The sequence below is a fragment of the Pseudoalteromonas sp. RB2-MNA-CIBAN-0110 genome (assembly GCF_040309305.1).
GTDB classification, from domain to species: Bacteria; Pseudomonadota; Gammaproteobacteria; order Enterobacterales; family Alteromonadaceae; genus Pseudoalteromonas; species Pseudoalteromonas arctica.
Genome location: NZ_JBEOOQ010000159.1, coordinates 1 through 277 on the forward strand (window position 1 = coordinate 1; position 277 = coordinate 277).

The window sequence follows — 277 nt, forward strand, 5'->3', positions numbered from 1 at the left end:
TCCATCGGCTGCATTAACAGCCTGCTCGTCATTCCCGTTATTTAAATTATATTCAATTAAACGAGCAACTTCGGCTAAACTTGCCGCACCAAATTGAGCGGCGTTTGATTTAAGGCTATGAGAGTGGCGAATAGCAGCCTCTTTATCTTGCCCAAGCGCAGCAATTGCTTCGTTACCCAATCGCTCAAATTCCGCACAACAAAATTCCAGCGTATCTGGAAATTGTTCACCTAATAGCGATTCCATACTTTCTAAAGCGGATTCGTCAATATTGATC

The 277-nt window shown here is 43.0% G+C and carries 1 protein-coding gene; it reads right to left on the minus strand.

Annotated elements, in window-relative coordinates; translation table 11 throughout:
* Nucleotides 1–276 (minus strand): Hpt domain-containing protein (locus AAEY68_RS20980; protein WP_350586819.1); only part of this gene is annotated, 276 nt, incomplete at its 3' end.
* Between the last annotated feature and the right edge of the window lies 1 nt (nucleotide 277).